26 protein-coding genes and 1 tRNA gene are annotated in these 25229 nt (G+C 62.5%); 6 read left to right on the forward strand and 21 right to left on the reverse strand.

All coding sequences use genetic code 11. From position 1 onward, the window contains the following. Nucleotides 1–775: 775 nt before the first annotated feature. The 3 genes from AC1DYM_RS11935 to AC1DYM_RS11945 form a co-directional block, all read right to left on the reverse strand. Nucleotides 776–1342, reverse strand: a complete 567-nt coding sequence (locus AC1DYM_RS11935) for a hypothetical protein (RefSeq protein WP_477338523.1) — start codon at nt 1340–1342, stop codon at nt 776–778. A 99-nt stretch (nt 1343–1441) separates the two neighbouring features. Continuing rightward, the gene (locus AC1DYM_RS11940) at nt 1442–2593 is read right to left on the reverse strand and encodes an alkene reductase (RefSeq protein ID WP_477338525.1); all 1152 of its coding nucleotides are present in this window, start codon (nt 2591–2593) and stop codon (nt 1442–1444) included. Nucleotides 2594–2687: 94 nt separating this feature from the next. Next, a complete protein-coding gene (locus AC1DYM_RS11945; RefSeq protein WP_477338527.1) occupies nt 2688–3941 on the reverse strand; it encodes an MFS transporter in 1254 nt (417 codons plus the stop codon). Between the two features lie 122 nt (nt 3942–4063). Between AC1DYM_RS11945 and AC1DYM_RS11950 the strand changes: the two genes are divergently transcribed. Then, a complete protein-coding gene (locus AC1DYM_RS11950) occupies nt 4064–4969 on the forward strand; it encodes a LysR family transcriptional regulator (protein ID WP_477338529.1) in 906 nt (301 codons plus the stop codon). A 162-nt stretch (nt 4970–5131) separates the two neighbouring features. On the opposite strand, the gene AC1DYM_RS11955 is transcribed toward AC1DYM_RS11950, so the two are convergent. Next, nucleotides 5132–6166, reverse strand: coding sequence for an SMEK domain-containing protein (locus AC1DYM_RS11955; RefSeq protein ID WP_477338531.1), 1035 nt, complete (start codon nt 6164–6166; stop codon nt 5132–5134). A gap of 396 nt (nt 6167–6562) precedes the next feature. Here AC1DYM_RS11955 and AC1DYM_RS11960 point away from each other — a divergent pair, with 396 nt between their 5' ends. Next, on the forward strand, nt 6563–6697 hold the full coding sequence (locus AC1DYM_RS11960; RefSeq protein ID WP_477338533.1) for a hypothetical protein: 135 nt from the start codon (nt 6563–6565) through the stop codon (nt 6695–6697). Here AC1DYM_RS11960 and AC1DYM_RS11965 read toward each other — a convergent pair. The 6 genes from AC1DYM_RS11965 to AC1DYM_RS11990 all read right to left on the reverse strand — a co-directional run bounded on the left by AC1DYM_RS11965 (nt 6664) and on the right by AC1DYM_RS11990 (nt 12572). Continuing rightward, complete coding sequence (locus AC1DYM_RS11965; protein WP_477338535.1) at nt 6664–7392, reverse strand: hypothetical protein; 729 nt, start codon at nt 7390–7392, stop codon at nt 6664–6666. The genes AC1DYM_RS11960 and AC1DYM_RS11965 overlap by 34 nt on opposite strands. Nucleotides 7393–7786: 394 nt before the next feature. Continuing rightward, nucleotides 7787–8146 carry a carboxypeptidase-like regulatory domain-containing protein gene (locus AC1DYM_RS11970; protein ID WP_477338537.1) on the reverse strand — a complete coding sequence of 120 codons (360 nt, stop codon included), beginning with the start codon at nt 8144–8146 and terminating at the stop codon, nt 7787–7789. A gap of 215 nt (nt 8147–8361) precedes the next feature. Further along, complete coding sequence (locus tag AC1DYM_RS11975; protein WP_477338538.1) at nt 8362–10023, reverse strand: hypothetical protein; 1662 nt, start codon at nt 10021–10023, stop codon at nt 8362–8364. A 58-nt stretch (nt 10024–10081) separates the two neighbouring features. Continuing rightward, nucleotides 10082–10804, reverse strand: coding sequence for a hypothetical protein (locus tag AC1DYM_RS11980; protein WP_477338540.1), 723 nt, complete (start codon nt 10802–10804; stop codon nt 10082–10084). 96 nt (nt 10805–10900) lie between these two features. Beyond that, nucleotides 10901–12031 (reverse strand): hypothetical protein, encoded by a 1131-nt coding sequence (locus AC1DYM_RS11985; protein ID WP_477338542.1) that lies wholly within the window; start codon nt 12029–12031, stop codon nt 10901–10903. Nucleotide 12032: 1 nt separating this feature from the next. Beyond that, nucleotides 12033–12572, reverse strand: a complete 540-nt coding sequence (locus AC1DYM_RS11990; RefSeq protein ID WP_477338544.1) for a hypothetical protein — start codon at nt 12570–12572, stop codon at nt 12033–12035. A 387-nt stretch (nt 12573–12959) separates the two neighbouring features. On the opposite strand from AC1DYM_RS11990, the gene AC1DYM_RS11995 reads away from it, so the two are divergent. The 3 genes from AC1DYM_RS11995 to AC1DYM_RS12005 are packed head-to-tail and all read left to right on the forward strand — an operon-like array spanning nt 12960 to nt 16422. Then, nucleotides 12960–14207: an HAD hydrolase-like protein gene (locus AC1DYM_RS11995; protein WP_477338546.1), complete on the forward strand. Its 1248-nt coding sequence runs from the start codon at nt 12960–12962 to the stop codon at nt 14205–14207. A gap of 41 nt (nt 14208–14248) precedes the next feature. After that, nucleotides 14249–15172: a DNA-processing protein DprA gene (locus tag AC1DYM_RS12000; protein WP_477338547.1), complete on the forward strand. Its 924-nt coding sequence runs from the start codon at nt 14249–14251 to the stop codon at nt 15170–15172. After that, nucleotides 15169–16422: a hypothetical protein gene (locus tag AC1DYM_RS12005; protein WP_477338549.1), complete on the forward strand. Its 1254-nt coding sequence runs from the start codon at nt 15169–15171 to the stop codon at nt 16420–16422. Before AC1DYM_RS12000 ends, AC1DYM_RS12005 begins: the two co-directional genes overlap by 4 nt. 27 nt (nt 16423–16449) lie before the next feature. Here the strand turns inward: AC1DYM_RS12005 and AC1DYM_RS12010 are convergent, their stop codons facing one another. The 5 genes from AC1DYM_RS12010 to serS all read right to left on the reverse strand — a co-directional run bounded on the left by AC1DYM_RS12010 (nt 16450) and on the right by serS (nt 21337). Continuing rightward, nucleotides 16450–17688, reverse strand: a complete 1239-nt coding sequence (locus AC1DYM_RS12010) for a hypothetical protein (protein ID WP_477338551.1) — start codon at nt 17686–17688, stop codon at nt 16450–16452. 75 nt (nt 17689–17763) lie between these two features. Beyond that, nucleotides 17764–18078, reverse strand: a complete 315-nt coding sequence (locus tag AC1DYM_RS12015) for a helix-turn-helix domain-containing protein (protein WP_477338553.1) — start codon at nt 18076–18078, stop codon at nt 17764–17766. A gap of 226 nt (nt 18079–18304) precedes the next feature. Further along, nucleotides 18305–19783 (reverse strand): DUF6538 domain-containing protein, encoded by a 1479-nt coding sequence (locus AC1DYM_RS12020; RefSeq protein ID WP_477338555.1) that lies wholly within the window; start codon nt 19781–19783, stop codon nt 18305–18307. 88 nt (nt 19784–19871) lie between these two features. After that, nucleotides 19872–19961: transfer RNA gene (locus tag AC1DYM_RS12025), tRNA-Ser, on the reverse strand. Between the two features lie 95 nt (nt 19962–20056). After that, nucleotides 20057–21337, reverse strand: coding sequence for a serine--tRNA ligase (gene serS / locus AC1DYM_RS12030; RefSeq protein ID WP_477338557.1), 1281 nt, complete (start codon nt 21335–21337; stop codon nt 20057–20059). Between the two features lie 90 nt (nt 21338–21427). Between serS and AC1DYM_RS12035 the strand changes: the two genes are divergently transcribed. Next, a complete protein-coding gene (locus AC1DYM_RS12035) occupies nt 21428–22465 on the forward strand; it encodes a hypothetical protein (RefSeq protein ID WP_477338559.1) in 1038 nt (345 codons plus the stop codon). 29 nt (nt 22466–22494) lie between these two features. Here AC1DYM_RS12035 and AC1DYM_RS12040 read toward each other — a convergent pair whose 3' ends face one another. The 6 genes from AC1DYM_RS12040 to AC1DYM_RS12065 all read right to left on the reverse strand — a co-directional run bounded on the left by AC1DYM_RS12040 (nt 22495) and on the right by AC1DYM_RS12065 (nt 25190). Beyond that, the gene (locus tag AC1DYM_RS12040) at nt 22495–23073 is read right to left on the reverse strand and encodes a hypothetical protein (RefSeq protein WP_477338563.1); all 579 of its coding nucleotides are present in this window, start codon (nt 23071–23073) and stop codon (nt 22495–22497) included. Between the two features lie 74 nt (nt 23074–23147). Further along, nucleotides 23148–23456 (reverse strand): hypothetical protein, encoded by a 309-nt coding sequence (locus AC1DYM_RS12045; protein WP_477338565.1) that lies wholly within the window; start codon nt 23454–23456, stop codon nt 23148–23150. Further along, nucleotides 23453–23782 carry a hypothetical protein gene (locus AC1DYM_RS12050; RefSeq protein ID WP_477338567.1) on the reverse strand — a complete coding sequence of 110 codons (330 nt, stop codon included), beginning with the start codon at nt 23780–23782 and terminating at the stop codon, nt 23453–23455. Before AC1DYM_RS12050 ends, AC1DYM_RS12045 begins: the two co-directional genes overlap by 4 nt. 14 nt (nt 23783–23796) lie before the next feature. Further along, nucleotides 23797–24201 (reverse strand): hypothetical protein, encoded by a 405-nt coding sequence (locus AC1DYM_RS12055; protein ID WP_477338569.1) that lies wholly within the window; start codon nt 24199–24201, stop codon nt 23797–23799. A 280-nt stretch (nt 24202–24481) separates the two neighbouring features. Next, a complete protein-coding gene (locus AC1DYM_RS12060; RefSeq protein ID WP_477338571.1) occupies nt 24482–24925 on the reverse strand; it encodes a hypothetical protein in 444 nt (147 codons plus the stop codon). Between the two features lie 4 nt (nt 24926–24929). After that, nucleotides 24930–25190: a hypothetical protein gene (locus AC1DYM_RS12065; protein WP_046969269.1), complete on the reverse strand. Its 261-nt coding sequence runs from the start codon at nt 25188–25190 to the stop codon at nt 24930–24932. Between the last annotated feature and the right edge of the window lie 39 nt (nt 25191–25229).

Raw genomic sequence — 25229 nt, forward strand, 5'->3', positions numbered from 1 at the left:
CTTCTTGCCCTGCTCGCCTTTGTGTTCGTCGGCGGCGTCATGCCCGTCGTCGCTTCCTACAAGGGTCTGGTGCCGGGGCCTCCTGCCAGCTGACTGCACGCCAGTCGGAAATCGATGTCATCGCGCCTGGACAACACGCCGCAGCGGGGGTCCTGCGCCCTTGACGGCTACTGACATCAGGTTATGGATAGACCTTTCCCAACGGAGTCCGTCCATGTTTGTCCCCAAGCTCTTGCTGTTGCTCGTTTGCGCCGTCGTCTACGCCCTCGGCGTCAGCGCCGCCATTGTCTGGTTTGAAAGAGGCCGCGGGCCCTCAGGCGGCAAGCGCGACTAACGTATCCGTATTCGCTGCCGCGCAGAGCCGTGATTGGCGCGGCAAGCCGGCGCCGTAGAAATCGCTGGTGTACTGCGACCGTTTGTCCCCTCGGCGCGTCTTGACGGCGTCGAAGAGCTGGTTAGATCTAGAGGCCCGATCTGACCGTGAGCGACCATGGCCCGCTGTCCCGTTTCCTCTGCGACCTCCAGCACGAACGAACCGTGGCAGGCAATATGCCGCCTCCCTGCATTCTGGCTAGCCGTGTTTGCTTTTTTTGCACTTGCACTCTTGGCGTCCATTGCCGCGTTCAAGCTGGCCGAAGACCCAGCGCCAATACTCGGGCGCCGGCTCAGTGTGAGCTGCGAATGCAGCACGCGCGTACCGATGTGCGGTTCGCTGCCCAACCATGTCGGTCCCCGTGAAGGCCTACCTGTTGGGCTCGCGCAAGCGACGGCCTCATCAGGATGCACAGACACCACACATGAAGAAGGAGTCGAAGTTCACCACTCCGTAAAAGACGGCTGCAGTGGCAACGGCGACCATCACGCCCCCGATCCATTTTGCAGCTGTCGCTCCCCGACCTTTGCTACTCTCGGCGAAGACCCGGCCCAACAAGACCATCGCCATGGTCATCAGTGACACGCTGATGATGATCACCAGCGCGGGCATCTTGCAAGGATGACAGAGTGCATAGCTGGCCAGGCCCCCGACGAGAAATACGACTGAGCAGATATAAAAAATCCGCTCGGTGAGACTGTCGTCCTTGTCCGTGTCCTTCGCGTCCGCTGTCGGATTTTCTGTCACCCTTCCGGGAAGGCGGACAAACAAACCCGCCCCTGCACATACACCCGCAAGACAGGGGAAGAGATAAGCCAGCGCGTCGAGGTATGCGTGACTCGGCGCCTCTTCATCGAACCAGGGCGTTGGTGTGCCGTACGCGTAAAGGCCACCGAGGAGCACCACCAGCACGATGAAACCCACTACGACGCAAATCCCCTGGCTCTTGGCTGTACGCGGCAACATCATCGCGAAATCCCTGTCGAGGGGTCAGCGCCCAGTGCGGCGACCGTCAAAGCCCTTTTACCAGACCTGCGCCCACCAGCGTACCGTTCTCGCCCATCGCGCCTAACGACGGCAGAGCCCGGCCGTCAGTCCGGATGAAACTTCGGTCGCCCCGGACGCCGGCTTTTGCGGTGGATAGCGCCGGGCCACGGACGGGTAATCGGTCAGCCCGTGCTCGCCGCCGCCAAACAGGGTCGCGTCCTCCGCTTCGTTGAGCGGCAAGTCAAGCTGGAGGCGCAGCGGCAGGTCCGGGTTTGCCACAAACAATCTGCCGAATGCGACCGCGTCTGCAATGCCATCGCCGATGGCGTGCGCCGCACTCTCGGGCGTGTGGCCGCCAGCGCTGACGATGCGGCCCGTGTAGGCGGCACGGACCTGCTCGGTGAACAAATCGACCTCTTCGGTCGCGAGTGTCGGTTCAATGAGATTGAGGTAGGCAAGGTTGCGCCCGGACAGGCCATCGAACACGGTCCGGTACAACCCAACCGGGTCCGAGTCTCGCAAGGCGCCGAGCCGGCCGAAGGGTGACAGGCGCACAGCAGTCATGTCGGGACCGACCGCGTCACTGATGGCGTCAACCACCTCAAACAGCAGCCGTGCACGGTTGGGGCCACTGCCGCCGTAGGCGTCCGTTCTTGTATTGGCGTCATCATGCAGGAACTGGTCGAGCAGTGAGCCGTTGGCGGCATTGATTTCAACCCCGTCAAAGCCTGCATCGATGGCCATCCGCGCCGCCCGCCAGAAGGTCGCCACCATGCTGCCGACTTCCAGGGTGGTCAGCGCTCGCGGCACCTCAAAGGGCCTGCGAACAAACCCCTCGGTAATGGCAAGGCCCCCTGCCCGGACGGCGGACGGGCCCACCGGGCGCTTGCCATTCGGCACCGCGCTCGAATGGACGAGCCGGCCGTGATGGACGAGCTGCAAGACAATGAGACCGCCCTCGTCGTGGACCGCGTCGACCACGCGCCGCCACCCTTCGACATGCGCTGCGGTATACAGACCCGTCATGCCCGGGTAGCCCGGTGCGTCTTCCGACACCGCAGTGGCCTCGGCGATGATGAGCCCTGCTGCTGCGCGCTGTGCGTAGTACTCGGCCGTGGCCGCGTGCGGAATGCCATCGGTGGCCCGCATGCGCATCATGGCCGGCATCACGATGCGGTTTCGGAGGCGCAACGCGCCGAGGTCAACCGGTTGGAACAAGACGTCGCGATTCATGGGGTCATTGTCCTGGCGTGGTGAAGAGAGCCGGTGCGGCGCACCTGCGGCCGGCGAAACGGGTGTGTGATGGCAGGCATGCCTGTCGTTGGTCTCACGCCGTCTTTGGGGCGGTAGCGACGGCGTCGGCGCGGTGCTGGGACAAGGCCAGCGCGATGAGCTGACACACCGCAGCCACAAGGCCCAGCCAGACGATGGACGAGAGATGGATGACGAGGGAACCGCCGGCTGCCCCCAGTGAGAAGCCGAGGTAGATGAAAGAGGCGTTGAGCGAAATCATGACTGCGGCGTTGGCAGGGCCTGCGAGGGTCGCCAGCCGCTGCTGCTGGGGCGGGAGGAACGACCACACCCCGGCTCCCCATACGACGACGAGAGCAAGCACGGGTGCAAGGGCATGCGGTGCGAAGAAGAAAGCGACCACGCTGAGCCCCGCGAAGGCAAAGGCAGTGGCCGGCAGGCTGATTGCGTGGACGCGCGAGGCCCCGAGGCGGTCACTGGCCATCCCGCCCAGGGTGACACCGATGAGCGCACAGAATCCGAGCAGGGTCAGCACCCAGCCGGCAGAGGCGCCGTCGAGACCTGCCGCTTCATGCAGGTAAGGGGCGATGTAGGTGTACATGGCATACGAACCGGCCGCCCACACGGTGGTGGTTGCCAGGGCCCGGAACGCGCCGGGCTGGCCGATGGCACTGACGCGTTGGCGAAGGGTCGCCACAGGCGGATTGGCCAGATTGCGCGGCAGGACCCAGGCGAGCACAGCGAGCGCCGCGCCGGACATCAAGGCAACGATGCCAAAGGTCGCCCGCCAGCCGAAGTGGGCGCCCACGAGCGCGCCAAACGGCACGCCAAGTGCGATGGCGACCGTGCTGCCGCCGTTGACGATGGCCAGCGCCCGCCCACGCCATTCCACAGGCACAATCAGCCCTGCAACCGCATTGGCATTCGGCACGAAGAGCCCTGCGGCCAAGGCCAACAAGATTCTGGCGAAGGCCAGCGCCCCGTAGCCGCCGGCCACTGCAGCGACGATGTTTGACAGGGCAAAGGCGCCAAGGGACACCAGCAAGACCCGGTGGCGCGACCATCGTGCCGTCGCTATGGTCAGCACAGGCGAGCTCAACGCGTAGGCCAGGGCGAAGAGGGTCACGAGCTGCCCCGCCTGTCCAATGGTGACATCGAGGGAAGTGGCCATGCCCGGCAACAGCGCGGCAATCATGAAGCCTTCCGTGCCCACCGCAAATGCGCCAAGGGACAGCGCAAGCAAGACGCCCCGCTCCGTGCGGCCCAACGTGGTCGCGATGGCAGGTTGAGGGATGCGGGGGAGCGACATTGAAGCGATGGTGGTCTGCACGGGATTCGTCCTCGGTGGCGATGAACCATCTTCACGCCCATGGGCCACGGCCAGTAGCCATCCGTTTCCGCTATGTTTTATGCAGCCAGCGCAACAATGCAGGCCAAGGAGCCTCGCAGCCCATGAAAGACCTCACTGCCCTGCGCCTGTTCACCCGTGTTGCGCGACTCGGCAGCTTCTCCGCTGCGGCCCGCGAATGCCACCTGTCGCAATCCCAGGCGTCGCGCACCATTGCCGATCTCGAAAGCGACCTCGGCGTCCGGTTGCTTCTTCGCACCACCCGGGCGGTGGTGCCGACCGAAGCCGGCACAGAATTTCTCGCCCGCATGGAACCGATCCTCGTCGCCCTTGACGAGGCAGAGCTATCCATCCGCGAAGGGACCGACTTGCGGGGCGTGCTGCGCATCGGTGCGTCGACCTCCATTGCGGTGCGGGAAATCATTCCGCGCCTGTCGCCTTTTTTTGCAAGGCATCCGCAGCTGCAGGTGCAGATGTCACTGGAAGACCGCCGGCAAGACCTCGTGCGCGACGCTGTGGATGTGGCCATCCGGCTCGGCCGTCTGCCCGATTCGGGTGCCACCGCACGCCAGATTGCGACGGTGTCGCGTGTGGTGGTCGCCTCGCCTGCCTATCTTGCCGAGGCCGGTACGCCGACGTCCCCGATGGATCTCCTCGGGCACCGCGTCGTCGGGGGGCCAGCGTCGAATGTGCCGACGGGATGGGTATTTGAAAAGGACGGCGAGACCGTCATGCCCGAGGTGCAACCCTGGTTCATGACCAACGAAAACGAAGGGGCTGTGGCTGCGGCTGTCGCTGGCTACGGCATTGTGTCGACCGTTTCCTGGGCGTGCACAGGTGAGCTGTCCGACGGCACCCTGGTGAGGGTGTTGCCGGACTGGAAAACGACCGATGTGGCGGTACACGCCTACTTTCCGCTCGGCCGCGCGACCCGCTCAGCGGCACGGGCGCTGGTGGAATTTCTGGTCGCTGACCTTGAACGGGTGCCTGGTCTGGCCGAACCAGACTGAGGGGCGTCGCGCGGGACGAACTGGTGTTGCTGCAGGCAATGTCGGCGCCCGACGTCGACCTCAGGTGGGCCGGCCAAAGCTGCGCAGCCAGGGGCTTGGTGCTTCAGCAGCCGGCGCCCAGGGAATGGGCGCGAGCTACCTCACTAGCGGGCCGCCTGTTCGTTAGGCTGAAGGGTCGTCGAAGAGGTCGAACCGGCAGTCCACAATCAGGCGTTCAAGCATCGCCTCGCGGTCTTTTGGCCCCTTCTTGCTTGCTCTGCAAAACGCCTTTAGCAGTGCAAACAGCTCTGTCCCCGAATCCAGAAAAAAGCTGATGTGTATCCGCTCGGGATACACACCTGATTCGGGATAGTCGACGAATTTCTCTCCTTCCAGGATCTCCAGCTGGGCATCGCTGTCTTTGCCGTTCTCCAACAATCCCCTTATTTTTCCCGGCGACATGCCGATGCGATCCTCGCCCTTGTCCACGGTACCGCGCGTCATGAACAGGTAAAGATATTGGCGCGTTAGCGGTGGCAACCCGGTCAGCTTCTTGTAAAACCGCATGACGTCCTTGAAGTCTGCCTGCCAGGCTGCCTCATCTTCTTCGTCCCCCCAGGCCTTGCGGAACGCACCGGCATGCGTCGGTGGCTGGTGAATTCGGTCTTCGGCCAGACGCAGCTTCGTGTTGCTTGGCATGAACGGGGCAAGCAGGGATGGCAACTCTTGCTCGAGGAAAGCGCCCACCTCTTTCAGCCGAGAGAGCTCCAGGCCATCAATCTCAAGGAGCAGGTCATCAATATCCCAGACGTCCCGCTCAACAGAAAAATCGAGACCGGGAACGTCGTCGAACGTTGCCGTATATTTCTTCTTGTTCGTGATGACAAGAATGACCAGCCTTTCGAACCGTGTCGAGAGGGAGTGCTTTTCGAATTTTTCAAGAGTCTTCCGTATCTTTTTTGACCGGTTCTCTGCTGTGACCTGGATGCAAAGCCTTGCTTCGTCATCACCAAGGTCAATTGCGGGAAAGTTCTTTCTCTCCTTTTCCATGACCTTGAGATTCTTGTCGAGAACAAGGTTCAGGAGGCGCGCGAAAAATTTTTCCGACTGCTTGTTGAGGTCGTATTCCGACCCCTTCGTGCGGGATACAAACACGTAGCGAAGGATCGAGAGCCGGGTCAGGATTGCATTAAATTCGTCTGCACTTGCAAAAATCATGATGAAAGGTTGTTCCTGGTTGGATGTTCAATGGCGTGTCGTGGATGGCGAAGGATTGACGGACGGGCGCGAGTCGCCTTCTGGGCCGGGTCGCTGCACGCCTGGCGCTCGAGTCGACGAAGACTGACGGGCGCCACGGCAAGAAGCGGCTGCGCGAGGCGCATGTACCACCGACAAGCCAAACACCCGCCCTGGCGTGCGATTCATTCACAGGTCCATCCCGGCAAACTGACCGACGAGCGAAGGCGGTGCCACGGAAACTGGCTTTTTGGTTATAAACGGCGGCGGCAGGCGCCTTCAGGTGGGCAATATGTCGCATTGGACGAATCCAGGGCGGGGCGCGACTTGACGACTTCCGGTGCGACGTTACGGTGGAACTCCCGACCGGAGTTTCCCATGTCTTCGTCCATCCGCAACAATCTCATCGACGGCGCCCTCTTCATTGCATGCATGGTCATCGCCGGCGTGCTCACCCTGGCGATTGCGCTCGCCGCAAGCTATATCGCGGCGTTCGTGTTTGGCTCAGCGTGAGTACAAGGCGCAGGCTGCGTTTCACGTTCCTGCCGAACCGTTTCGTTTGAAACCCGACCGCAAGTCGGGAGATGCTGGCTGCACGCACAGGCAGGCGCAGTTTCGCTTGCGAGATTTGACCAGAATGCGTAGACGACCACGTTAAAGAAGCCGAGGAGCATGGTAATGAGAAAATGGAACCTGCCCTCGAATGCCTGCACGAACCCACTGATGATGAAAAGCGAGCCGAAGTTCAGGAAGGCACTCCAGAAGTCATCAATGATGTATCGCCTGCTGTCTTCGAGCCAGACTACGTTCTCGTTTCGCCATCGCACGACGCGCTGAATGAGCTTGTATCCAATAAACACGAGCATACCGGCCAGCACCTGCAACAGCCAAAGCTCCCCGTCGGCATAGTCGACCATCTTGGTGATGCCAAGGGGTGTAGAGGACTCGACGGCAAGCGGACCGAGGCGCGGAAAACACGTGCTGAAGCCCCAGAGCACGCCCATGAGAACGATCCAGAAAACCAGATTGGTCGCGAGCCGTTCTGCTGCGTGCGGACGGCTTTGTGCCCGGTCAAGAAGATGCCAGATGCCTTCAGGCACGACCCCTGCCCGTTTTCGTGCATGCACGGTGTGCAAGAGCCAGATGCACGTCACAACGACTGTGGCCGCAACGGCTGCCACCCAAAACACAATCCACTGTTTGGACATCTTCCATTCCCCATGCACACCTCATGTGTGCGTTCAAAATTCATTCCCGGACGAATGGCAACCCCTCGTGAAGGACACCTCTGTTCCGGGTTCTGCGCAGCGCACCTTACCCAACCTGTCCCACCAGTGCGGCCATCCGGTGAATTCGGGCAAGAGTGGTCCCGACCTGCGTGGCGATCAACTGCGATCAACCGAAACCGGCGTCCACATCAAGGAAGCCTCTGGTTTCGTCGCACACGCAGGGCGGCCAATGCAATCCCATACCGCTCAGACCGGCTGGCCCGCGCCGCCGGCTTGCTCTTCCTTCTGACCGGTCCGGCCTCCATTACGCGCGTTCTTTTCGTCGTCCCGTCCAACGCATGGAGGCGCCGGATGGCCGGAACCACACATCTACCTAGTCGGCAGCCGCGCACTTGTCCCCGGGACAGGCAAAATCCACTTCCGCCCCCCGCCCCACCGTGATACCAACGTTCTTACGGGTGTCGATATCCTTGCCGTCTTTTTGCAAGGTGACGGCATACGTGCCCATCTGCACGTGGTCAATTGAGTAACGGCCCTTTGCGCCAACCGTTGCATGTCTCTGCGCGCCGGTCGCGCTGACCGCAATGACGTCGCTACCGGCCGGACCGTGACCGAAGATGCTGCCTGCCGTTCCCTGGGCACAGACCACGCTTGCTGGAACAGAAACCGCAATACCGAGGCCAGCGAGAAGGCACGCGCGAACGCGACGCCCGTTTGCGAAAATGTCTTGCATTCGAATCCCCTGATTGAACCAACGCCGGGGCGACATGCCACCCGCGCACAGGCACTCAATTTGCCTATGGGCCTGCGAGCGACGATTGGACGTGGAAGCCATTTTGTCGTTATCCAATCATCAATTCCAAAACCGGCAATGACGGACTTCGAACGACAACGGCTGCCGCCAGCCGAGTACCCCCCCCAAAGCAGCCAGAGTCGCTGGTGCAACTGTCACCGACCACCGGATTTTGAGTCCGCCGCGCCAGTTCTCCCTCCGGGTGGGTGGGCAGCCACCCAGGTCGGCCACCGCTGGGCGAGCCCGGCGAGGCGGCCGTCGTCGATGTGGATGTAGTACACAGGGATGCCAAACGAGGCCCTCAGCATCGAAAGGAAGTCTTCGTCATCGCTTCCTGCAGGCAAGGCGCCAGCAATCAGCAGCACGTGACAACGCTGGTCATCCGGCCAGTAAGCGTATTCGAGCAACTGGGCCAGCGCTGCCCGGATAACCTTGCGTGGCGAGGGGTCGGTCTTGATTTCAACAAAAGCACAAAAGCCGTCGCGCTCAACGACCAGATCAATGCGATGGTCTTCAATGACCCGTTCCTTGTCCGCCTTGGCTCCGGGCAGGTCCTCAGGGACGGTTTGCTCCAGACGCACTTGCCATTTGGCGTGCACCGGGTCGATGTCGATGACGTTGGCGTACGTGGTGCGCTGCGAAACGGAAGTGTGCACGCCGCGCTTGACCACCTTGTCGCGCCCGGGGCCCGGCCGGTACAGCACCTGCTGCGACGTCTTCGGTTCCTGGAGGACGTAGCGTCCCATCGGGAGCTCGTCATGGTCAAATTCCACCGGCTCGTCAAAGACTGTGGCCTGCGCCGGGCGAAAACGCACGTTGATGACGTTGTGCCCCTCATGCGCCACAAGGGTCCCGGGCTCGAGACCGAACGCTTCAATCTGCCCGCGCATGCGGCCGAGCTTGCCGAGGCGTTCCATGCGGCGGCTCGCGGCGAGCGCAGCCTTTCCATCGAGCACTTCAACACCTTCGATGGTGCCCACCCAGTAGCGCGTGTGGTTCGGGGTATTGAGGGAGTAAAGCAGCAGGTCAAACACCTCGCCCCAGTGCGCTCTCTTGACGCCCTGGATGAACCCGTATTGCCAGCCCTCGTGCACATTCTCCCAGTCAAACAGCCATTCCTCATGGCCGTAACCGTTGACGCCCTCGAATGCATTCTTCGAGCTTGTCTTTCCGGGGCGGCCCGATGGCCTCGTCCAGTTGTGCGCGTTCCAGCAAAGCCGGGCAACGCGCTTGTCGCCCGGTGGTGCCGGCAACGGGCGGTCCTTGCCTTCGACAACTTCAAACAAAGGCCAGAGACTCTCGAGCGTACCCTTGGCCTGCTGGAGAATCTCRACGGTCACGCCAGCGGTGCCGACCTTGACACGCTCGCCCAGGAAGACAAACACACCCTCGCGAACAAGCGCATCCGGAACCGGACGAGGCGAATAGGGGCCGTGCATTTTTCCGTTCTCGTAGTGCCACATCTGCAAGGAAGAAAAATCATGGCGGGACGCGAGCACGGCGTTGAACCGCTTTATTCTCGCCCCGAGCACAGACACCGGGTCAGGAAGCGACTGACCTGCCTGGATGCCAAAGGCCACGCCAAAGCGGAAGTGGTTGTCGTCTTCAAAGCCGATGTTGAACTGCAGTTCGGAGCGCCCGCCCTTATGGAACGCGTAACCCTGACGCGGCTGTTCAACACCTTTTTGTTCGGAAAACAGCCCGTCGCGCCAGGCGTTCCCGCCGTTCAGCGCCCGGCGGCGCTCCTGAAAATGCTCAAGCGGCCCGCCTTTAAGGAGGTCTTCGAGTGCGGGTGCGATGTCCTGGATGCGATCCATGCCTTGTCGTCCTTGCCTGATGGGATTGTGGTTAGGGGTGTGCGACAGGCTGACCCGTTTAGCCTTCGGCTTCGAACAGCTCACCATTGTCGGTGCCGTAGTAACTGAGCGCTGATGCCTTGAATGCTTTCATGGTTGCAAGGTTGAAGCCGCCGCCCACGAGTGCACCAACACCAAACGGGATCAGGCGACCGACGGCAATGCCACCGCGCTTGACGCCGTATTTGGTGACAATGGTCGTGCCTACACGCCGGTTGATTCGCTTGAAAATCTCAGCCGGCAAGCGCTTGAACTGGGCGACGGCAACCTTTGTGGCAACCCGGGTGACGGCAGGCTTTGAGAGGTTGAGCACACCGCACCAGAGACCGAGTACGCGCACGAAGTCCTGGTTGAAGGACGCTTCGACGTCACGGTCGAAGACCAGCCCCACGCCAATGGTCAAACCCGCCATGCACCGAATCATGTAGGCGAGGTCCGCGCTGATGGCCACGGCCTCGACCCCAACCATCACGGCGGTACCGAGTCCAGGAATGGCGCCAGGCAAGGCGGTCGCTGCGCCTTCCGACGCGTAGCGCCAGCAAACGCGGTCCGCCCACTTCTCGGCCAATTCCTCGCGGGTCAGACCCGGGTGTGCCTGCTGCAGGTCGATGATGTGGCGGCGCACGTCGGTGACGTCTGGCTGGACCGTTTCAATCAGGCCTGTGACGAAGGTCGAAAGCGCGCCCGGGGACGCGTCTGCCTCGGTGTCCGGCCCGTTGAGTTCAATGTGTTCAGTGTCCATTTCTTTCCCTGTTCCGTGTTTGACAGATGTGGCAGGCGTTCCTGTTTACGTTGTCGCCCGCGCCTGGTGAACTTCGTTTTCCGACAGTCGCCTCTGCTACGGTGTCATCGACGCACCCTTCGGGCACGCCTCAAAACCGCCGATGGCACTGACGGGCACAACAAAGGTGGGTCCTTCGAACACGTGCGCCTTGACGTAGTACTGGTCATCGAGACGCGTGACGAACTCGAAAGGCACCGAGTGCCCCGCCCCGGCGCCGACCACGGCCTGCGGGATGCTGTCGGTCACGGTCTGGCCCTGACGAAACACCAGCACCATGCAAGGAGCGTGTGCAGGACCACTGAGCCGCAGACGATAGGACGCGAACTGGCCACCCACGCCCGGAAACGCGAGGACGGGGACAAGCAAAGCCATGACGAAGAGAAATACCTTACGAAGCAATCCGCGGCGCCAACCTCGCATCACAAGCTTTGCTGTCACCAGCTGGACGAGCGCGACGCCGACCATGATGGCGACGTAGGCCTCAAGGTGCACGATGGTGCCCAAAGAACCGGTCGCACCTGCTGCTGACACGAGCGGCAGAAACAGCAAGCCTGAAAACGCAGTCAGTGAAGCCAGACAGCCGGCAAACAGGATGATGAACCAACCGGACGGATACTTCGGACTTGCTGCGCGAAAGACCGGCCAGAAGGAGAAAAAGCCGTAGATGCCCGGCAAGACAAAGGCCAGCAGCCAGACCCATTCGCCCGACGGCTTGAAGTGCAAGCTCACAACGCCAAGGTATGCCACCCAGTAAAAGGCATGCACCAGGCAAAGCACCAGCCAGCGCATGAAGACATCCGGGCGCTTTACACCGTCGTCCGGTGTGGACACCGGAGTAACCAGCGACGGGCCGCCTTTGTGAAGCGGTTGCCAAAGGACGAAGGCCATCAGGGCCGCGATGACGATGGCACCAACTACCGGCACACCGACCGACAGCCCGAGGATGGGCAAGGCCGAGAGGATGCCCGGTGAGATGAAGCTCACCGGCAGGTCAAACAGACTGATGAAGTCAATCCACAGCAGCATGGCCAGCACGAGGCCACCAAGGCCCAGCCCCGGCCAGCGTTTGGATAGCCAAAGGAGAAACGACGAGAGTTCGTCGAAAATCGAGAAGGGTGTTGCTGGTTCTGCCATCGGCTGTGCCGGGTCGGTGTCAGGCAGGACTGGCTCGGCGTCCGTTGTCATCTCAGAGTCCAAGCCATGCCTGGACGAGGGTGAACACACCGGTGACCACCGCTGAGACAACGGCGGGCAACACCAAGCGTATCAGTGGCTTTTCGGACGGCTTTTCGTAAATCGTCTGGTTGATGGTGACGTTGCCGCCCGCTTGCACGTTGCCGATGCGGTTGGTGTTTGACTGCGGCACGATGCGAACCTGTCGCAGCGCGGCGGACAAACGCCGGATGAGCCCGCGTTCTTTGATGGTGAAAAAAGCGAGCACCATCATCACCCACACATAAGGGGAGAGCACGTAAGCCAGTCCGTCATGGACTTCGGCTTCCGGGGCGAGTGACCAGAGGTACGACGCCACCGGCCAGCCGCTGACAGCCTCGAGGGGCGCGAAGAGCCGCGCGATGTGGGTTGGCATTCCTGGCTGGACGAAGATGCCCACCAAGGTCTTGGCAGCCAGCGCCAGCCACATCGAGAGCGCGGCAAGTAAGAGGACAGCGAACACGGCCCTGTGCTGACCAAGACGGGACACCGCCTCCTCGTGGGTGAGATCCATTCAAAATTCCAAATGCCTGTCTCATCGGCCCGGAGTGGTCCGAACTTTAGGGCGGTTTCACCGCAACCGCGGCCCATCACTATGCATTTTCGGCATCGTCCACATTTGCCCGTTTTTCGCTCTTTCGAGTATGGAATGGCGAGCGTCATCCGGTTAGGCTTCGGCCGCCGTGTGACTTCCAGGGGAGTGCACCGGCACAGCAGGCGCATGCGCCGAGAGGGACGAAGCGAAGGCGGCCAGGAGGGACCACACCGACGCCAGACCATCCCGACGTGCACCTGCGCGGGTGCGTCAGGCCGACCCCTCCGGACAAGACCGAGCTCACAGGGTCGGCGAAGGACCGTGCCGCAGGGACGGCCGAAACAAATGAAGTGAACAGGGACTCACATGGAATTCGAACTGCTGGTTTTCGACCTCGACAACACACTGCTTCGCACCGACGCCATCGCCAACTTCCGGGGTGCGGATTTTGTGGACCAGCAACCCCCCAACTACCGCGAGTCACTCGCCACCCATGCACGTGCATCAGTCACGCCCATCTATCCCCAGACCTTTTTCGAGGCGCTCAAACGTGCGCATCCCCAGCTGCGCATTGGCGTCTTCACCCGCGCGCCCCGTGCCTACCTCGACGTCTTGCTGGCCCTGTTTTATCCGGGCTTTGCCTTTGACGCGACAGTCGCCGCGCGCGAAGTGGCGCACCCCAAGCCTGCACCGGATGGCATCTGGGACATAGCGCTGAAAACCGGTGCGACTGACGCTTCGCGTGTCGCCGTCATCGGCGACGACAAGGTCGACCTCCAGGCCGCCTATCGTGCGGGAGTCTGGATGGTCTCCGAAGAATCCGCATGGCCCGCCAAGCTGCATTTTGACCAGTACGGCATGCTCGAACGCATGCCTGACGCACGGGTCAAGGGCCCCGCTGACCTGCTTGCGTTTCTCCAATCGCGCGTCGAGCACCTGCCGCTCATGGAGGCGTGGGCAGTTTATGGCAAGGCACCGGGGACAGCGAGGCCGCCGCGCATCGAGGCCATCAACCACTTTGATCGCACGCCCGAGAAGCGGGCCCCGGTTCGCATCCAGGTGCTCGGTCGGCGCTTCAGGGACGATGACGAAGACAAGCATCGCCGTGCCTGGCACCGGTTGTCGATGGACATCGAAGGCCTCAAGGACGCCGAGGCGTTTCCGGATTACTGGATAGGGGCAATTCGCGCAGCATTGACCGAGAAGGCTCGGTTTGCGAAGGGCAATCACGCTGTCGTGACCGTGATCCCGGCGAAACCTGGGCGCCAGCCCAGGCTCGAGCGTCTGCTCGCCCAACTGGCCCAATCCCACCGGGACATGCCCATCCGCGTTCGCGACCGGCAGATGCTGTCGTTCAAGCCAGACGTGTTCGCTTACCTGGAAGGCGTTCGCTCGCACCACGGCGAATTTCTCAGCGCGGCCGAGCGCTTCGCCAATGTCAGGGACCACTTCCGGGTGGTCAACCCCCTTCTCGTGGCGGGCCGAAGCTTCATCGTCCTTGACGACGTGACGACCAGTGGGGCCACCTTGTTTTATGCGCACCACTATCTGGTGGACAATGGCGCCGCTTCCGTCCTCCCCCTCTCGTTTACCAAGGCCGTCTCTGCCCAGTGAGCCCTATCTCGGACCGAACCCTGCGGTTGCTCGAATGGTCCATGCTCAAGGGCGTCGGCCCTGTGGCACTGCGCCTCATTGGTGCCAGTCCCGACTTGCTTGACGAAGACCGGGCCGACACCGTGCACCGCGTGACGAGGCTGGCCAAGAGCCTCAACGAGCCGGGCGCGTGGGACAAAGCCATCGAGGCGGCCGCCCGCCAGCGTGATCGGGCCGAAGCGACCGGGACCCGTATCCTGGGCTTCGACGAAACGGATTTCCCGAGGCTCCTTGCAGCATCCAAGGACTCGCCCTACTTCCTGTGGGTACGTGGCCGGCTTGCCCCGCATCCGGAGCACTCCGTTGCCATCATCGGAACCCGAAAGCCCACGCATCACGGCACGCTGATTGCCGAACGCATCAGCGAGTTCTTTGCCCGGCAAGCCTGGAGCGTGGTCAGCGGGCTGGCTTTAGGCTGTGACGCCATCGCCCACCGGGCAACCCTTGCAGCGGGCGGCCATACCGTTGCTGTGCTGGCCCATGGGTTACAAACCGTGGCACCGACCTCGCACAAGGGACTTGCCGAGGAGATTGTCGAATCCGGAGGCGCCCTCGTTTCCGAGTTTGGCTTCGGCGTCGAGCCCATCCCGGCACAGTTCGTGCGACGGGACAAGACGCAGGCGGGCCTTGCGCGGGGCGTTGTCATGGTCCAATCGGACGTGGACGGCGGAAGCCTCCACGCATCGAGAGCCGCCGTCAGCTATGGCCGGTGGCTCGCCGTCCCGGTCCCCACCGCACGGGACTTGGCTACGGATGAAACGAAAGTCCGCGCCAACGTCTTCCTGACCGGACAGGACAAAGGTGCCCAGCGCAGCCTCCTTCATTGCAGCTATGAGGACCTCCATCTGGTCCGTCCGCTCCACAGCAAGGACGACTACGCCTCGCTCATCGCCAACGTCGCCAACGTCGCCAGCGTGCCGCGGTGACACAGCCCATCACCGTCGTCACAACGCTCACGACCGACCCAAGCCGGCTGGTTGAAGCAGTCCGGGAAGGAAACGGCAGACTCGACGGCGCCATGTCGCCGCAAACCGTTGCCTTGCTCGAGCGGTTCAAGACCCGCAGCCTGTACATGACCGAGCTCTGGGCCATGACGCCCCAGGCGTGGGAATGCCCGGGCTGCGGACGGAAGAAAGCCGAAATTGTTCGCCTCAACAGGCACGGCGAGCTCATGTGCATCCTCATGGAGCACCACGACCACATGGTCGACGCGCTCGAGGAATACTTCGTCTTGCACTCGACCTCCGGTGCCGAGGTTGTCGCAGACGCGTTGTGCGGCACGTTTGCCAGACGGTCGGCCGACATGGTTTCGGCCTATGACCGCACTTTGATGTGCCAGGACTGCAACAGTGCAGACCCTGCTGCAAAGAAACTCGTCGGCGCACCGAAGTACCTATCGTTTTCACCGGCCGAGATTCGCCGCTTCGTCATTGCCCGGCCCAACGAGGACCACCGTATCGACGAAGATGCGGCGCGTGCCGTGTATGACGAAATCCTGCCCACATTCGAAATCCGCATGCGTTTCGTCAACGGCATCGCACGCATGGCGGCCCGTGACACACACTGGTTCCAGCCGTCGGACGAAGGGTCGAAAGCAAGCCAGGTCAGACAGGCGGCCGAGTCCAAACTCAAGTCCCATGGCTACATCGGCGGCGTCGAGATCCTCTGTGGGACGCGTCGCGCCGGCAACCACTCTTTCGAGACCTGGAGGACGAAGCGCTGGCCGAAGGCCAAACGGACTCCGACGCCGGCTCAAATCCAGCATGTGGCGAAAGCCGAGTCGCAAGCCCGCTGGGCGGCATTGCCGGACGACTGGCAGTGCCCCGGGTGCAACCGGGCAAAGGCGCTCGTCGTGCGGCCGTCAAACAAGTCCGTGCAGTTCACCTTCCTCGCTTCCCCGCGCGTATTTCTTGCGCCACCCGGAATGAAGGGGCCGCACCGGGTGGACCTGTGCGGAGACTGCTGGGAGGCAGGCACGGCACTCGGTCGCGAAGCCTGTCACCAGGCCGGCATGACGCGCTCCCAGTATCTGCAGTGCATCCGTCTGACCGAGCTGCGGGCCATCGTCCGTCCACAACCCCACGCCCGCCACAACATCGATGCCGATGCTGTCGCGCATGTGCTTGCGGGGGTCATCGGCCGGATATCACAAAGCCCGGCCACCCCCGGCAATTGAGGCGCGCGGTGTCCCCGCACCCCCCGCTCACGTGCCAAGCAGCGCTGGCCATTCGATGGGCAGGCTCCAGTCGACACCGGCTTGAGCGGACATCTCCACCGTCACCGCCACCTGTGTGCGGACGAACCATTCCAGGGACTGGAAATCAAACGCGATGCGACCGAAAAGTCCCTTCGATATGCGGCTCGCTCCCGGTCGTTTGCCGTCGACCAACGTTTCGATCTCAAACATCCATGGACCTTCCGGCAAGACAGTGCAGGTCACCCCGCAACCGGCAAACAGCTCGACAACACGGTTCAAGTCGACAAACACCAGCGTCAACACCCTGCCGGCAATAAACAGCCCCGCGTGCGTGGGCTCGAGAGACAGCACGTAGGGGGTGTAATGGCCCCAGGTGTTGTCCCGCCGCGCCTCGCTCAGTGCGTACGTCACCATCCTCGGCGGCCCTGGCATGCCCATCACCACCTCGTTCAACGCGGCTCCAAACGCCTCCCCGTCGCTGGCGTCGACGTGACCGCACGCGTACAGGACACCTGGCTCAGGTTGGACTATGGACCAGCCCTCCGCGAGGGCTTCCCGCATCGCGTCGTTTATGGAGGTGTAGTGGTTGACCTCGACGTCGTTCGCCGGGAGTGACCGTCGAATCATCCGCCCCAATCCCCGGAGCTCCGTCGATACGTCCGTCTGCAGAAACGACTGCACGGCCTGCAGTGACCGTGACTGACGGACCGTACGCATGTTCTGGTTGCCACTGGACTTGACCTCGATGAGGACAGGTGTGGACTCGCCCATCAGGCAGACATCGCCATGGCGGATGATGTTGGTCAGATCAGAAAGCAGCGCCGGAACACCGGACTCCAGGGCGTCGAGGGTCAATGCCCACTCGCCGTCAAAGCCCGCCTTGCCGTCCAAGAACCCGGCTTCCTCCTTGGGCGAAAAATCCGTCGCGTTGTACAACGTCTGCTTGAGGGCATACTTGTCGAGATAGATGTGCGCTATCCCGTCACCAAACGCCCGCCATACGCGAGCCTTGTACTGGAGCGCGTCGATGGCATCGACACACCGGCCCATGGCGTCCTTGACGGCAAGGGATTCCGCCTTCGACAGGCGTGAGCGACGCTTCGCCTTGAGCCCGGCCAGCATGGTCCGGTAACGCCGCTGGTGGCGCTCACAGCGCCTGATGCGGTCAATTAGGGCAACCTCGAGCGCCGTCAGCTGCACGAGGTCGTCGGGCGACGCCTGCAACCTCCGAAGCTCGCTGGCCATGGCGGTAAACCGCCTGGCGTCGGAATCCGACAAGTACTCCCTGCCCGACATCGCCCCTACCCTGACACGTTTGGTTCAATCCGTCGCCAGATTCCGACGGCACATGCGGACATTGATGCCTTCATGGGTCGGCCAGTGCAAGTGCGCTGCTGCGCCTGCCCGCCTGACCCGGCCCGTCGCCAGACGCTTGGCGGCATGCCGGTGACTTTGGAAAACACGGCTGTAGTGGCTCAGCTCGGCAAACCCTGCGCTCAACGCAACACCGGTCAACAACCGGCCCTTTTCTCTCATCAGGTCCTTGGTGCGCTCGACCCCTCGCCCGATGAGCCACTGGTACGGCGGCATCCCGACAGAATCCCGAAAGGCGCGGGCAAAGTGGCTGGCAGACAAGCCGCACTGCCTGTCAACCTGCACTTCGCGGGTAAGCCCGTCGTACCAGCTCCTTCAACCGTCGTTCCACTGCCCGCCTGGAGCTGCCCGAAAGCGACCCCGTGGTCGACTGTGCGCCTTCCCGGCCAGGGGACTGATGCCAGCGTGCCACGTGGTGGGACGAACGCAGTCATGGGTGTTGGCGTGACCTGCGACCCAGGATCCATTCCGCCTCGTCCATCTTGCCTCAGACGAACGCGTTCGTTTCAGGCGCAACGGGATAATCGAGCTTGCCGATGGCATCGAGCACCTGGTGCTTCGGCGCGTCCATGCTGTAACTGGCATGGTGCTCGTCGTCCAATTCATGCCCGACATAAGCAGCGCGAAGCTCCGCCTGCACCCCTGCCGCCTGCAAAGTCTGGATGACAGTCTTGCGGAAGCTGTGAAAGCCGAGCTTGCCGACGTCCGGCGCAGGCAGGACGAGTTTCACGTAGCGACCGAACGCTTTCGACAACCAGTCGCCTGCGCCATTCATGGCGCCCTTGCCGACCTTGGGAAACAGCCTTGTCTCGCCCATCGACCGCATGCGCGCGACCTTTTTGAGCAGGCCCATTTTGATGAGCTCGGGATGGACCGGAATAATGCGGTTCGACGAGTGGTTCTTGGTGCTTTGCCCTTCGCCTTCGTCCGTGATGCGCAAGCAGGGAATGCCCTCGACGTCGAAAAAGTCATCCAGAGCCAGCTGGCCGATTTCAGAAACCCGCGCACCGAGATACAACCCCATCCAGGTGCCCAGACGCGCATCTTTGTGCATCTTGCCCATCGGGACTGGTGCGAACAGCAATTTGAGCTGCGCATCGTTGAACGCCTTGTACCCGTGCTTCTTGCGCATGCGCTTTTCGCGCGTCTTGTACGTCACGTGTCCCGTTGCAGGAGAATCGTTGCGCGGGAACTCAATGAAGCCTTTTCCCCTGCACCACTCAAGAAAGCCCTTGAAGTAGCTCAGGCGGTTGACGATGGTCGGGGTGGCGAGATTCCGCGCGCGCAACTCCGATACCCAGGCGCCAATCTCGACGCGTGTGACTTCAAACACCGGACGCTTTGATCCGAACACCTTGACGAAGTCGGCCACCGCCAGACGCTTGATGACCAGGGTCTTGGGTCGCGTGCCGGATTTGATTTCAGCTTCCCACTCGTCAATGGCCTTACCGATGGCTTTGTTCGGCAGGTGCGACGTTTCGGGAACGACCTGTCTTGCGACCGGTGCCGGCGGTGGTGTCGCGACGGGTGTTGCTGCGGCGGCACGTGTTGTCTTGCGCGACGCTGCAACCGCCTGCTGGATGAAGGGCTCGCGGGTCATGTCACCGATGCGCGCCACGGCATCCATCGCCAGTGCATGGTCTTCCGGACCCAACACTTCCACTTCAATGGTGCCGTCAGGCTTGTGGATAAGGCGGTAGTGTTGCCCTGCCCTTTTTAGCCGCTCGATGAGCAACCGCACATCCTTCGTCTTCCCTGCCATCCCCAAGCGCCTGACGTTGATATGCAACTCATCATACGCACGCCACCAGCGCAGGGCGAGGTCACGCGCAACACCCAGCTCGCGGGTCACGAGAGACTTCTTGACCATGGTCCGGCCGACGAGGGGAATCAGAAGACTGGGAATGCGCTGGCGGTAATGCCAGACACCGGAAGGCGCTTTTTGGAGATAGTGCGGGATGCGCATCGAGGACCTTTTGTGTCCCGATTTGTGTCCCGACGTGGATTTTTCTGAAATCTTCTAAGTTATTGATTAGAATACAGAAAAACCTGTCTGGCGGAGAGAGTGGGATTCGAACCCACGGTAGGCTCACACCTACGGCAGTTTTCAAGACTGCTGCCTTAAACCACTCGGCCATCTCTCCGTATTTTCAAACGCACCGGTGGGCATTGCACCCTACCCGGCTCCGAACATTGGCTCCCCCGGGGAAAACCCAGGGGCGCCAATCATACCCGACGATCAGGCAATCGCCTCAATCCCCGCCATATACGGCCGCAGCACGTCCGGCACCTCGATCGAGCCGTCGGCCTGCTGGAAGTTCTCCATCACGGCCACGAGGGTCCGGCCCACGGCCAGACCCGAGCCGTTCAAGGTATGCACCAGCTCCGGCTTGTTGCTCGCCGGATTCCGCCAGCGGGCCGACATGCGGCGCGCCTGGAAGTCCGTGCAGTTGGAGCAGCTGCTGATCTCGCGATACGTATTCTGGCTGGGCAGCCAGACCTCGAGATCGTAGGTCTTGGCCGCGGCAAAGCCCATGTCGCCGGTGCACAGCTGCACCTTGCGGTACGGCAGCTTCAGCGCCTGCAGCACGGCCTCGGCATGCCCGACCATCTCCTCGAGCTGGGCGAAGCTGGTCTCGGCGGTAGCGATCTGCACCATCTCGACCTTCTCGAACTGGTGCTGGCGGATCATGCCGCGGGTATCGCGGCCGTAGCTGCCGGCTTCGGCGCGGAAGCACATGGAGTGCGCGGTCATGCGCATGGGCAGCTCGCCCGCGTCGACGATGCTCTCGCGCACGAGGTTGGTCAGCGTCACTTCGGAGGTGGGGATGAGGTAGCGCTTCACCTCGTCGACCATCGTGCCGAACAGGTCGTCTTCGAACTTGGGTAGCTGGCTGGTGCCTTCCATCGCGGCCGCATTCACGATCAACGGCACGTTGTGCTCGAGGTAGCCGTGACGCGTGGTGTGCAGGTCCAGCATGAACTGGGCGAGCGCGCGGTGCAGGTGCGCGAGCTGGCCGCGCAGCACGGTGAAGCGTGCGCCGGACAGCTTGGCCCCGGCTTCGCCGTCGAGCCAGCCGTGACGGACGCCCAGGTCCACGTGGTCCTTCACCGGGAAGTCGAACGGACGCGGGTGGCCCCAACGGAGGATCTCCACGTTGTCGTTCTCGTCCTTGCCGATGGGCACGGAGTCGTCGGGGAGGTTCGGGATGCCCAGGGCGATGTCGGCCAGCTTGGCCTGGACCTCGGCGAGCGCCTGCTCGTTGGACTTGAGCTTGTCGCCGATGCCGGCCACCTCGGCCATGAGCGCGTCCACGCTTTCGCCCTTGCCCTTGGCCTGACCGATGGCTTTGGAACGGGTGTTGCGCAGGTTCTGCAGGTCCTGGGTCTCGGTGGAGAGCGCCTTGCGCTCGGATTCGAGGCGCTCGATCGTCGGGACGTCGAGGTCGAAGTTCCGGGCGGCGCGCAGGCGCTCAGCCGTTTCGGCGAGCTTGCCGCGCAGGAGGGCGGGATCCAGCATGAGAGGGGCTTCCGTGGGTCTACGAGCCGGGGATTATCGCAAACTTGGGCCGGGTCGGTATGATCGGGCCACCAAGGGATGGGGGTGGGCATGGCCAGGCACACGGGACCAGGGAACGGGGGACGCTCCGAGGAGCTTCGGCCGGACATCTTCGTCAAATTCTTTATCTGCGTCCTGATCCTGATGGCGCTCGGCGCCTGCGGCTTCGTCATCTACTACTGGTGGACGGCCACCGACCGGACCGTATCCCCCTTCGGCGTCAGCCTGTGCGTGATGACCCTGGGCTGCGCCGCCTACGGGGTGAACAGCCTGCAGTCGCACATCGTCATCGAGCCGGATGCGGTGGTGATCAAGGACGCCGTCTCCACGCGCCGCATCGAGCGCTCGGACATCGGCGGCGCGCGCGAGGTTTACGTCGACTCCCGACGCGGGACCGAACTGTGGCTCTACGACAAGTCGGGCCAACGGATCTACATACCGAGCGCGCTCGGGCAGAAGCTCCTGCGTGACACCTGGGCTGAAGGCATCGAAGACCTCGACCAGAGGGACATCAACCGGGTGAACGCCAGCTTCGCCACCGACGAACGGCTCGGCGATACCGAGGCGGAGCGCCGCTGGAACGGCAGTACCTGGTTGGGTCGCACTAACTTCCTGAACCTCCTCGCCATCCCGATCGGATTGCTGGCCCTGAGGTTAGGCGACGAACCGACACTACATTGGCCGCTGTTTCTCATCGTCGCGGCGATGCCCTTACTCGCCGTGTCCATCAACGTAGCGACCAACGGTGCCGTCGACCTGCATAGCCGCGCCAACGACGAGGGCCCGAATGTCCAGGCGCTCAGCTGGTCGCCGCTGGTGCTGTTCTGGCGCTCGTTCGATGTACAAGGCGGTCATTGGGGATCGGCATGGATGTTCGGTTTCTTTCTTTCGATCCCCGTCACCTATTGGCTGACGCGCTGGATGCGCGAGGCCGGGCACTCGTTGAACACGCGCGGGCCTGTGACCTTCCTGCTGGTGGCGATGTACTTCGCGTCAGTCATCCTGTTGGTGAAGGATCACAGGGCACAGGTTCGGTATGAGCGCATGCAGGAAACGGAGAACGTGAACTTCGTACCGGACCGCCGGTGATAGCGACACTTACGCTTACGCTATCGCCGTCAATGCTCGGACCGCCAATCAGCAAACGAGACCGGGCTAGCCTTGTTTGCCCGTGTCACCGAAGTCTTGTCTGGCTTCCCCTCAAGAGGGAATGACGAGGTCAGGATCTCGCTACTGAATAGCCACTTGCCAGCGCTCGCGTCGTAGCGAAACGTGACGAAATCCGACCAGTGGCTCCCGCACGACACCGCGTTCTCGACGGTGAAATACAAGCCTTTAACGGCAAGTCCCTCGTCGGCGTCCTCGAACGGATCGCATTGGCCGCCCAGATCGGCCCGAAGAACGACGGTGTCGTTACGCGCCACAAGCCTGAAGGCGCCGTCCCCCTGACGCTCGAAGATGAGGAGCGGACGCGGCGATGGCTGTTCGCGGGTATCGGTGGCCTGGTGCACGACGACAAGTAGACTCTCCCGGTGGTCTCCAAGTTGCGGCCCGCTCCGGGACTGCATGATCTCGAATCCCCTCGGCAGCTGAGCCTGGACTTCTGTCGGCAGATCCGCAGCGGCAGCTTGAAAAGCGAGCGCCAACATCAGCGACACAGACACCCGCCTGAGCGCAATCCGCTTCTTGAATGCCATTACCTGTCCTTTAGGAAGCCACCGACGTGCTCGCATAGCACGCGGGGACTTCCCGCGAGAACATCGGCCCGACCTCAAACGACGTCGCCGAGTGCACCCTGGCGACGACGCATCGACCGCCATACCCACTTACTCATGAGCACCGCCGTCCCGAAATTGGTCATCACCTCGCCAGGCCAGACATGGCCATAGCTGATGTCGTGAAAGCCCACCCGGTCGGCGACGATGCCCAGCACGTTCACCAGTGCTCCCGCGGCGATGAAGGCGTGACACACCCGCAGTACCCGACCCAGATGCCGGTCGGTCAGCAACCAGCAGCCGCAGACCATCATGACCGCGCTGCAGGAAAGGTCGGCATAGAGATAAAAAAGCCCATCGTTCACGGGTTGTCGCCTCCAGCGATACGGTCGATGACACGGTTGGCCAGCGTTTCGCCTCGCGAGTCGATCAGCCGCTGGGCGATCATCGTCAGGCGAAGCCCGAAACAGCCGACGAGGAAGGAAACGCCGGCCTGGATCTCGGCCGGCGAATCCGGAAGGAAACGCCTTTCCAGCATGGGCGCGAGGAAGATGGCCATCATCGCCCCGCACACCACCTGCACGACGGCACGTTTGCGCGAGGCCTCGTTACCCAGCGCCACCGGAAGGATGGCGCCGCCCACGGCTGCGAGCAGCAGCCAGAAGCGGGTGAAGAGCAGCATGGTGTCCATGAAGGCGACCTCCCTCAGGGTTGCGCCGGAACCGCCGACGACGGCTTCAGGTCACCGTGCCAGGTGGTCTTGGCCGAAGCAAAGTCGATCGCCAGGCGGCCGTCCTTACCCGGCTTGAAGGTCAGATCACGACCCTGAAGGTCCTGGCAGAACTTCCCGCCGTTCGTCGACACACCGAAGCGATACACGGCAGCGCCCGCATCGCCATCCTTCAGGAACTTCGCCGGCACGTTGCACGCGAACGGTTCGTCGAAATGCACGTCCACCTTGTCCGGCGTAAACACCAGCTGCGCGCTCACGTCCGAATTCGCCTGCTGCACCAGCCCGCTCCACTTCCCCTGCGGCTGCGCCGCCACCGCCGCCCCGGAAAACAGGCAGACCCCAGCCAACACGATCGCCCCCCGTAGGAGCCGATTCATCGGCGATGCTTTAGCCCCCTGTGGGAGCCGATTCATCGGCGATGCTTTTCCAACGTTCGAAGTCATAAAACCCCCTCCTAATGAATAATCAAACCCAAGCCCCCAACCCAGCGGACCCACACGAAAACCCCAAAACCACCCACCAGAACCGTCCCCAAAAGCACCGTCCCCAAAACCCACCTCCGACGCCGCCGCATCGTCCCCGCCGGCACCTCATCCACACACGCCAGCACCGCCCTCGCCCACGGCCCCGACATCCGCATCCCCGAAAGCTTGTCCATCACCCCACTCCCGCCTCAGCCGGCACATTCACCACCCGATCGTCCAGGACGATCCGCGGCTGCCAGGCATCGGTGCTGCGAAAACTGATGCTCATGTGATGTACCCGCTTTTTCCGGAACCAGCTGCGCTTTGGCGGCCGCATGTCGATCACCAGTTCGTCGACGCCGAAGGGCCCGCGCTCATAGCGCAGCTGGCAGTCGAAGGCCACGGACAGCTCGGTCACCTGCGGCACGCGGGGATCGCGAAAGGCACGCAGCGGTATCACCACCGGTTCCAGCGGCGCATCCGGGCCGGGATCACGCGGAATCTCCACGTGCAGGGCCTGGTCGTCGGTGTCACCCGCCTCGACGTGCAAGGCGCGACGCCGCCGCAAGGCTTCGTTGGCCGCTTCCACCGACACGCGTAGCGCATACAGCAGTTGGTCGAACGTGCAGACGGCCATCGCCCTACTCCCCAACCAGCCAGGACGGCTTGCGTGGAAAACCCACGTGGTAGCAGATCCACTGCAGCACCACCTGGTGCTCGCCGATCTGCAGGATGGTGAAGCTCTTTTCCGTGGCGATGATGGAGCCGCGCGGCGAATCGGTCAGGCAACGATTGAGCAGCGCACGCGCTTCCTCGATCTTTGCCTCGCTGTTCATCTGGTTGGGGTTGTCGCTACCGACAACCACGCGTTTGACGAACTTCACGTCGGTCAGGTCGAACATCCTGTGTCTCTCCGGGAAGGGATCGCGGCGACCTCGCGG

It is taken from the genome of Luteibacter sp. P1_D3 (genome assembly GCF_056406135.1).